Annotated in this window: 1 protein-coding gene; it reads right to left on the reverse strand. The window is 70.1% G+C overall.

Annotated features, from left to right (window positions below; genetic code table 11):
• Positions 1-17: 17 nt before the first annotated feature.
• Positions 18-10,052 carry an SDR family NAD(P)-dependent oxidoreductase gene (locus K940_RS0117890; RefSeq protein ID WP_196812254.1) on the reverse strand — a complete coding sequence of 3,345 codons (10,035 nt, stop codon included), beginning with the start codon at positions 10,050-10,052 and terminating at the stop codon, positions 18-20.
• Positions 10,053-10,076 lie beyond the last annotated feature (24 nt).

Genomic DNA, 10,076 nt, shown 5'->3' on the forward strand with positions numbered 1-10,076 from the left:
CTTCCCTGTCGGTCTGTTCAGGCATGACCGTCCCCAAGGGCCATGCGCACCAGACCATCGACATCCATGCCCTCGATCGATTCCGATTCGATCGATTCCGGCTCGTCCGGCGGGGGTGCATGGGTCCCCGGTCCTGATTGCTGTAGGCGCAGTAACGCATCCAGTAGGCCGGCCGACCGCAACCGCTGCGGCGAGATGGTCGCCAGCAGGTGGCGCACCGATTCGTCGTCGATGCCTTCGCTCGGCCGCACCGTGGGCACCGCAGGCACCAGGCGCTCGGCGATATGGGCCGCCACGGCCTCGGGCGTCGGATGGTCGAAAACGAGGGTCGCGGGCAGCCGCAAGCCGGTCACCGCGTTGAGCTGGTTACGCAGCTCGACCGAGGTCAGTGAGTCGAACCCGAGATCCTGGAAGGCGAGTTCCGGATCGACGGCGGCCGCGTCCGGATGCCGTAGCACCCGCGCGACCTTCTCTCGAACGAGGTCCGCCAGCACTGTCTTTCGCTCCGACAGATCGAGCTCGGCCAGGCGCAGGCGCAGGCTATTCGCTTCGGCGGCACCGGCGGTGGCGGCTACCGGGCGGACCACTTCGCGAACCAGGCCCCGCAGCAGGGCGGGCACCTCGGCCGCGGTTGCCAGGCGGTGCCGGTCCAGGTCCAGGCGTACCGGCACCAGTACCGCCGCATCCTGCCGCAGCACGGCGTCGAACAGTGTCAGGCCCTCGGCATCGGAGAACGCCGCGACGCCGCCACGAGTCACCCGCTGCCTGTTGGTCTCGTCGAGATGTTCGGTCATCGCGCTGCGCTGCGCCCACAGTCCCCAGGCGATGGACTGCGCGGTGCGGCCCTGGGCGCGTCGGTCGGCGGCCAGCGCATCGAGGAATGCGTTGGCGGCGGCGTAATTGGCCTGGCCCGCATTGCCGATGACGCCGGCTGCGGAGGAGAACAACAGGAATGCCGACAGTGGAAGTTCACGGGTCAGGTCGTGCAGATGCAGTGCGCCGTCGACCTTGGGTTCGAGCACGGCGTGCAGCCGCTCGGTGGTCAGCGATGGGATGATGCCGTCGTCCAGGACGCCCGCGGTGTGCACGACAGCGGTCAGCGGGTGCTGTGCGGGGATCTGTGCCAGGGCCGCGGCGAGCTGGTCCCGGTCGCTGACGTCGCACGCGACGATCTGCGCCTCGGCGCCCAGGTCGCTCAGATCGGCGACCAACCCGGCGGCCTCTGGTGTGTGCGGACCTCGGCGGCTGACCAGCAGCAGTCGGCGTATCTCGTAGTCGCGCACCAGATGCCGGGCAATGAGCCCGGCGAGCACGCCACTCGCTCCGGTGATCAGCACAGTGCCCGAAGGATCGAAGACGGTCGCGCCCGCGCTGGGCTCCGGGACTCGCGCCAGCCTGGCGCCGAGCAGACCGCCCACTCTCACCACCAGCTGCGGTTCACCGGTCGCCAGAGCCGTCGGCAGCAGCGCGAACAGTTCCGCCGGATCGATGGCGTCGACCAGCACGAACCGGTCCGGGTACTCGGACTGTGCCGAGCGGACGAGACCGCACACTGCCGCACCCGCCAGGTCGGGCACTCCCTCACCAGGGGATGCCTCGACGGCGCCGCTGGTCACGACGACCAGGCGGCTGTCGGAGTACCGGTCATCGGCCAGCCACTGTTGGATCAGCGCCAGCGCGGTGGCCGTCACCGTCCGGACGGTCTCGGCGTCTGCACTGGCGGACCGACACTCGACGAGAACTACGTCCGGCACCGGCGCTCCCGTGTCGATCGCCGCGCCGAGCGCGTCGAGGTCGGCATAGGTGTCCGGAGGAACATCGAGCGCTGCGAATTCTGGTGCACAACAATCGAGTAGAGTTGGCGATTGGTCCTGTGCGCCTATCGGGCCGAGCACTGCTGGCTGCCCAGTGGCGGGTAGCGGTGCGCCGAGACCGGGCAACGGCGTCCACTCCACACGCAAGAGTGCGTCCGGCGCGGCGAACGCACTCAGCGAGTCCGTCGGTATCGGGCGGACCGCCAAAGCCGCGACCGAGACCACCGGGCTGCCCTGTGGGTCGGTGGCCTCGATCGCCACATCCCCGGTTGTGGTGAACGTCAGCCGAACCCGCAAGTGGGTCGCCCCGATCGCGTGCAAGCGCACGTGATTCCAGGAGAACGGGACCTGCGCGGTGCCCGGCTCGGGCACGACGTCACCCGCGGGGCCGAGCCGGATTCCGTGCAAGGCAGCGTCCAGCAGAGCGGGGTGCACGCCGTATGCTGCGGCGGCGAGATCGTCGTTGTCGGGCAGTCGGACCTCGGTGAAGACTTCGTCGCCGCGCCGCCAGGCTGCCCGAACGCCGCGGAAGGCGGGACCGTATCGGTATCCGGATTCGCCGAATCGGTCGTACAGGTCCTCGACTGCCACCGGTGTGGCGCCCGGCGGCGGCCAGTGCTGCGGCACGGTGGGACAGTCGACCGCAAGCTCGGCCATGCTCCCCGTCGCGTGCCTGATCCACTGCGTGGCCAGCCGGTTTTCCGGCCGTGAGTACACAGCCAGCGTACGACTGCCGTCCTCGGCGGGTGCGTCCACACGTACTTGGATGCGCGCAGCCCCGGCCACGGGGAGCACCAGAGGCGTCTCCAATGCGAGTTCGTCGAGCACCGCGCAGCCCGCCTCGGTAGCGGCCTGCAGCGCCAGCTCGACGAACGCCGTCCCGGGCAGCAACACCACATCCGATACCGCGTGGTCGGCCAGCCAGGGGTGGCTGTGCAGCGACAATCGGCCGCCGAGCAGGATCTCACCGGTACCGGCGATCTCGGTGGCCGCGCTCAGCAGTGGATGCCGCGTGGCGTCCAGGCCGGAGGCGGCAAGATCGGCAGCGTCGGAACCGGCGGCGGGTAGCGCCCAGTAATGCCGGTGTTGGAAGGGGTAGGTCGGCAGGTCGATGCGACGGGCGCCGGGGAAGAACGCCGACCAGTTCACCGGTCGCCCGCACGACCACGCTTCGCCCAGCGAGAGCAGCAGCCGACGGATGTCGCCTTCGTCCCGGCGCAGGGTGGCGAGCACGGTACCGTCGCGCCCAGCCGCCTCCAACGTCTGCTCGATCGGCACCGTGAGCACAGGGTGGGGGCTGACCTCGATAAAGGCAGTGAACCCCTGCTGGGACAACGAGAGTACGGCCGGCTCGAAAACAACTGTCCGACGCAAATTTTCATACCAGTAGGCGGCATCCATGATGCTGGTGTCGAGCCACTCCCCCGTCACCGTGGACAACAGCGGCACCTCGGCGACCCTCGGGGTGATGGAGTCCAACGTTCGCAACAGCTCGGACTCGATGCGGTGTACGTGCGCCGAGTGCGATGCATAGTCGACATCGATACGCCGGGACCGAACGGCCTGGGCATCACATGCGGCCAGCAGCTCCCCGATCGCTTCCGTCTCGCCCGAGACCACGACTGCCGACGGGCCGTTCACCGCGGCCACCGACAGCCGCGCACCCCATGACGCGAGCAGCTGCTCCACCCGCGGCAACGGTAGTGCGATCGACGCCATCGCACCCGTCCCGGCGAGTTCGCCGAGCGCGCGCGAGCGCAGCGCAACCACACGTGCACCATCGGCGAGCGACAGGCCGCCCGCAACGACGGCCGCGGCGATCTCACCCTGGGAGTGACCGACCACCGCATCGGGCACGACGCCGTGTGAGCGCCAGACCGCGGCCAGTGACACCATCATCGCGAACAGCACCGGCTGCACCACGTCGACCCGATCCAGCGGGGCGCCCGAGCGCACCACATCCAACAGCGACCAATCGACGTAAGCGGACAGCGCCGCAGCACACTCGGACATCCGGTCGGCGAACACCGCCGATTCGACCAGCAGCTCCCGGGCCATGCCGGGCCACTGGGAGCCCTGACCCGGGAAGACGAAGACCGTCTTGCCGTCGATGTCCTGCACGCCGGACACCGCTGCGGGCGTATCGGTTCCACCGGCCAGGGCGTGCAGCGCGGCCGGGAGTTCGTCGCGGTCCCCGACCAACACGCGACGGTACGCGAACGCGGTGCGGCCGGCGAGTGTGCGTCCGACGTCGGCAGGGTCCACCGTGCCGGTCCGGTCCACGTGCTCGCTCAGACGTGCCGCCTGCTGTGCCAGCGCCGCCGAGGTGCGCGCCGACAGGACCCAGGGCAGTGGTCCGGGAACCGAATTCTGCTGCTCCGCTGCCATATCCGGTTCGGGCGCTTGTTCCAGAACGACGTGCGCGTTGGTTCCGCTGAGGCCGAAGGAGGAGACGCCGGCCCGGCGCACTCGGTCGGTCTGCGGCCAGGGCGACAACTCGGTCACGAGTGCCACAGCGCCCGCATCCCAGTCGACGTGGCTGGTCGGTTCATCGATGTGCAGAGTCGGGGGAACCTGCGCGTGGCGCAGCGCCAGCACCATTTTCATCACTCCGGCGACGCCCGAAGCGGCCTGGGTATGGCCGATGTTCGATTTGAGCGAGCCGATCAGCAGCGGCCGATCATCGGTGCGGTCCCGACCGTAGGTGGCCAGCAACGCCTGTGCCTCGATCGGGTCACCGAGGGTGGTGCCGGTGCCGTGCGCCTCCACCACATCGACGTCCGCGGCCGACAGCCGGGCATCGGCCAGCGCCGCACGGATGACCCGCTGCTGCGATGGACCGTTGGGCGCCGATAGACCGTTGCTGGCGCCGTCGGAGTTCACGGCGCAACCGCGCAGCACGGCCAGCACCGGGTGCCCGGTGCGTCGAGCGTCGCTGAGCCGCTCGACGATCAGGACGCCGACGCCCTCGCCCATGCCCATACCGTCGGCGGCCTCGGCGAAAGCTTTGCAGTGGCCGTCTGCCGCGAGTCCGCGTTGCCGGGAGAAGCTCAGGATCGCACCGGGCATCGACATCACTGCAACGCCGCCGACCAGGGCCAGTGCGCAATCACCGCTGCGCAGCGCGCGGACCGCGGTGTGCAGTGCCACCAGCGACGACGAGCAGGCGGTGTCGACGGTCAGTGCGGGCCCCTCCAGACCGAAGGTGTATGCGATGCGACCGGAGACGATGCTCGGGGCGCTGCCGGTCAGCAGATGCCCGTCGTCGTGCCCGGACCGGGCCACAGCGGAGCCGTAATCGCCGTAGTTGACGCCGATGTAGACCCCGGTCCGGGATCCGCGCAACGTCTCCGGATCGAGGCCCGCACGCTCCATGGCCTCCCAGGAGGTCTCCAACAGCAGCCGCTGCTGCGGATCCATGGCGATGGCCTCACGAGGGGAGATTCCGAAGAAGCCCGCATCGAATTCGGCGGCGTCGTGCAGGAATCCGCCGTGCCGCGTGGTCGCGGTGCCCGGGTGGTCGGGGTCCGGATCGAACAGTTCCTCCACGCTCGGCCAGCCGCGGTCGCTGGGGAAGCCGCTGATCGTATCGCCGCCCTCGCATAGCAGCTGCCACAGCTTCTCCGGGGTGTCGATGCCGCCGGGCAGGCGGCAACTCATCGCGACGATCGCGATCGGGTCGTCGTCCGGGGCGGTGGTCGGCGCCGGTGCGGTATCGGTGGGTACCCCGGCCGCGAACAGTTCGGCCTCGAGGTGCGCGGCGAGCGCGTCCGCGCAGGGGTGATCGAAGACGAGCGAGGAGGGCAACCGCAGCCCGGTGGCGGCATTGAGCCGGTTGCGCAGCTCGACAGCAGTCAACGACGCGAAGCCCAGTTCCTGGAATGCTTTGCCCGGCGGCACGTGTCGCGGTGAGTCGTGCCCCAGGACCGCGGCGGCATGGGTTCGGGCGAGATCGAGCAGGGCACGGCGCCGCTCCGCGACCGGCAGTCGGTCCAGTCGTTGCCGCAGCTGTGCGCTGTCCGACGGGTCGGCAGCAGTGCGCTGCAGCGCGCTGCGCGCCTCGGGAATGGTCTGCAGCAGCGGGCTGGGGCGACTGGAGGCGAAAACGGGAGCGAACCTGTCCCAGTCGACGTCGGCGACGGCGATGACCGTTTCGTCGTCATCGAGGGTCTGCTGCAGAGCGGCGATGGCCGTAGCCGGATCCATCCGGCGCAGACCGTGCTCGTCGAGCTTGAACAGGTCGCCGGCCGGTGCCGTGCCGGGGTCACCCGTGCGCCAGACACCCCAGTCGACAGTGGTCGCGGTCAGGCCCCGCATGCGTCGGTGCTGGGCCAGGGCATGCAGGTAGGCATTGCCCGCGGCGTAGGCGCCGTGATCGCCGCTGCCCCAGAGACCAGCGATCGAGGAGACCAGGACGAACGCATCGAGGTCCCGGTCGAGCAGGGCGTCGAGGTGCGCCGCCCCGGCTGCCTTGGCCCCGACGACATCGGCGAACGCACCGAGCGGGGCGGCCGTGAGCGGGGCGAGGGCGATGAATGCTGCGGCATGCACCACCGCGGTGACCGGGGTGCCTTGCGCATCGAGGTCGGCGAGCATTCGCTCGACCTGGTCACGGTCGGCGAGGTCGCAGACCGGCGTGCTCAGCCGGGCACCGTACGCGGTCAGGTCGCCGCGCAGCTGCGCGGCGGCGGGCGCCTGCGCGCCATGGCGGCCGGGCACGACCACGTGCTCGGATCCGCCACGGGCCAACCACCGGGCGAGATGCCCGCCCACCGCCCCGGTGCCACCGGTCAGCAGGACCGTCCCCCGGGGCCGCCAGGGACGGCTGTCGGGGTTCGACGGGCGGGCTGCATGCATCAGTCTTCGGGCGAACAACCCGCTCGGTCGGAGCGCGAGCTGGTCCTCACCCGCGACGTCACCCGCCCCGCTGAGGGCGGCGCCGAGTCGTATTCGGGCGGCATCGTCCGGTTCCGGCGGCAGATCCAGCAGACCGCCCCACCGGTGGGGCTGTTCGAGAGCCGCTACCATGCCCACGCCCCACACCATCGCCTGCCGGGGAGCGGTGAGCACATCGGCGGAGTCGGTGGTGATCGCACCACTGGTCACACACCACAACCGGGCCGTGCTCGCGATGTCGGCCAGCGCTTGGACCAAGGCGACAGTGAGCGCGACACCGACCGGCAGGGCCGGATACCGCGGATGCGGTCGCTCGGCGATCGCCGACAGGGAAACGATTCCGGTCGGCGCGGTACCACCGAGCCCACGCAGGCGTGCGGCGAGAATATCGCGGTCGACGTCCTCGTCGGCGAGTTCGATGCGGTCGAGGTCTGCACCGAGCTCGGTCAATGCGCGCTCGATCCATTGCGCGTGGCGCGAATTGCTTGCCACACCGGGCACGACGAGCAACCACCGGCCGGTGAGCAGCGCGGCCGACGGGTCGGCGAGCCGGTGCCAAGCGATGCGGTAGCGCAGCGGGTCGGCGGGTCGGCCGAGTGCGCCGGGACCGGACTGCGCGACGGGTTCCGGCCAAAAGCGCCGCTCCTGAAACGGGTAGGTGGGCAGGCCGACCGGGCCAGCGCCCACGAAAGCCGGTGTCCAGTCGACGGTTACACCGCGCACCCACAGTTCGGCAGCCGAGGCCAGGACTCGCCGCAGGCCGCCCTCGTCCCGCCGCAGGGTGCCGACTACCACCGCGGAGGTCGCTCCCGCGGCCTCGACAGTGTCCTGTACCGGGACGGTGAGCACGGGGTGTGGCGATACCTCGACGAACACATCGTGTCCTTGCCGGGCCAGGTCGCCGATCGCGGTCTCGAACCGGACAGTGGCACGCAGATTGCGATACCAGTAGTCGGCGTTCATCTCGGCGGTGTCGAGCCAGTCGCCGGTGAGCGTGGAGAACAGCGGGATGCGGCCGGTACGCGGAGAGATATCGGCGAGCACCGACAGCAGCTCGTCGGCGATCCGTTCGACCTGCCCCGAGTGCGAGGCGTAGTCGACCGGCACCCGCGTGGCGCGCACGCCGCGGTCGTCGCAGCTGACGACCAACTCGGCGAGGGCGTCCGGATCACCGGATACGACGGTGGAAGCGGGGCCGTTGACAGCTGCCACCGAGACACGACCAGCCCACGGTGTGAGCTGTGCCTGCGTGTCGTCGTGGCCGAGCGCGAGGGCGACCATACCGCCGTGCCCGGCCAGCGCGCCGATCGCGCGACTGCGCAAGCTCACCACTTTCGCGCCGTCGGCCAGCGACAACCCGCCCGCGACGACGGCGGCGGCGATCTCTCCCTGGCTGTGACCGACGACCGCGTCGGGTTCGACTCCCCAAGAGCGCCAGAGCGCGGCGAGCGAAACCATCATCGCGAACAGCGCCGGTTGGACGACGTCGACGCGCTCGAGCGACGGCGCGCCCGGAGCGCCGCACAGCACCTCGGTCAAGGACCAGGAGACGACCCCGGTCAACGCCTGCTCGCATTCGGCGATCGAGGCGGCGAAGACCGGCGACTCGGCGAGCAGGTCGCGGGCCATGCGGTCCCACTGCGCGCCTTGGCCGGGGAACACGAACACGGTCCGGCCGATGCTCGAATCGCTCTTGCCGACAACGATGTTCGGTGCGGACGTGTGGTCGCGGGCCAGTTCGCCGAGTCCATCGAGCAGATCGGCGCGGGCGCCCGCGACCACAACGGCGCGCTGCTCGAACGCTGTCCGGGTCGCTGCCAGCGAGAACCCGACATCGGCTGGGTCGAGGGCGGGATCGGCGGTCAGCGCACCCATCAACCGCACCGCCTGATCGCGCAGCGCGGCCGGACTGCGTCCAGCCAACGCATAGGGCCCAACCGCCGGGCGGGGTGGGCGCGGTTCGGTGCTCTCGGGCTCGGGTGCGGGCGCTTGTTCGAGAATGACGTGCGCATTGGTACCGCTCATGCCGAATGCCGAAACACCCGCTCGCCTGGGCCTTTCGGTCGGTGGCCAAGGGCGGCTCTCGCTGAGCAACCGGATAGTGCCGCTGGACCAGTCGACATGCGGGGTGGGCTCGGTGATGTGCAGTGAACGGGGCAGGATGCCGTGCTGCAGCGCCAGCACGGTCTTGATCACGCCCGCGATCCCGGCCGCTGCCTGGGTGTGCCCGATATTCGATTTCAGCGAGCCGAGCCACAGTGGCCGGTCCGCGGAACGGTTGCGGCCGTAGGTAGCAAGCAGGGCGTCTGCCTCGATGGGGTCGCCGAGTGTGGTGCCGGTGCCGTGCGCCTCGACGGCGTCCACGTCCGCGGCGGTGAGCCCGGCATCGGCGAGCGCGGCCAACAGCAGCCGCTGTTGGGAGGGGCCGTTGGGCGCGGTCAGGCCATTGCTGGCGCCGTCGGAGTTCAGTGCGGAACCGCGGATCACAGCCAGCACCGGGTGTCCGTTGCGGCGCGCGTCGGCCAGTCGTTCCAACAGCAGGACTCCGACGCCCTCGCCCCAGCCGGTGCCGTCGGCGGTGGCCGAGAACGCCTTGCACCGTCCGTCGGCCGACATTGCACCCTGTCTACCGAACTCGTCGTAGACCAATGGCAGCGACATCACGGTCGCGCCGGCAGCGAGCGCCAGGGTGCACTCCTTGCGGCGTAGCGCCTGCGTGGCCAGATGTAGTGCGACGAGCGAGGAGGAGCAGGCGGTATCCACGGTGAGTGCCGGTCCTTCGAGCCCGAGCGCATAGGACACCCGGCCCGCCAGCACACTCATCGAGTTGCCGGTGACGAGGAAGTTCCGTACAGCCTCGGCGGCGTGCAAAGCGACCTGGGCATACCCCTGATCCACCGCGGCGGCGAACACGCCGGTGGTGGTTGCGCGCAAGGCAACCGGATCGATGCCGGCCCGCTCGATGGCCTCCCAGGCAGTGGTCAGCAGCAGTCTCTGCTGTGGATCCATCGCAGTCGCCTCGTGCGGGGAGACTGCGAAGAATGCGGCGTCGAAGTCGGCGATGCCGTCGATGAATGCGCCTCGACCGGACCCCGTGCCCGCCCTGAGCTGCGCGAGATCCCAGCCGCGGTCCCGTGGTATCTCGGTCGTGGCGTCGCGGCCTTCGGCCAGCAACTGCCACAACTGCTCGGGAGTGCGCACGCCGCCCGGGAAGCGGCAGCTCATGGACACGATGGCGATCGGCTCGTGCGCGGCGGCCTCGGCGGCGGCGAGTCGGCGGCGGGTGCGCTGCAAGTCGATCGTGACGCGGTTGAGGTACTCGCGCAGTTTCTGCTCGGTCACAGTGCTCCTACGTTCGATCCGGGA

It is taken from the genome of Nocardia sp. CNY236, assembly GCF_000482385.1.
Taxonomy (GTDB): domain Bacteria; phylum Actinomycetota; class Actinomycetes; order Mycobacteriales; family Mycobacteriaceae; genus Nocardia.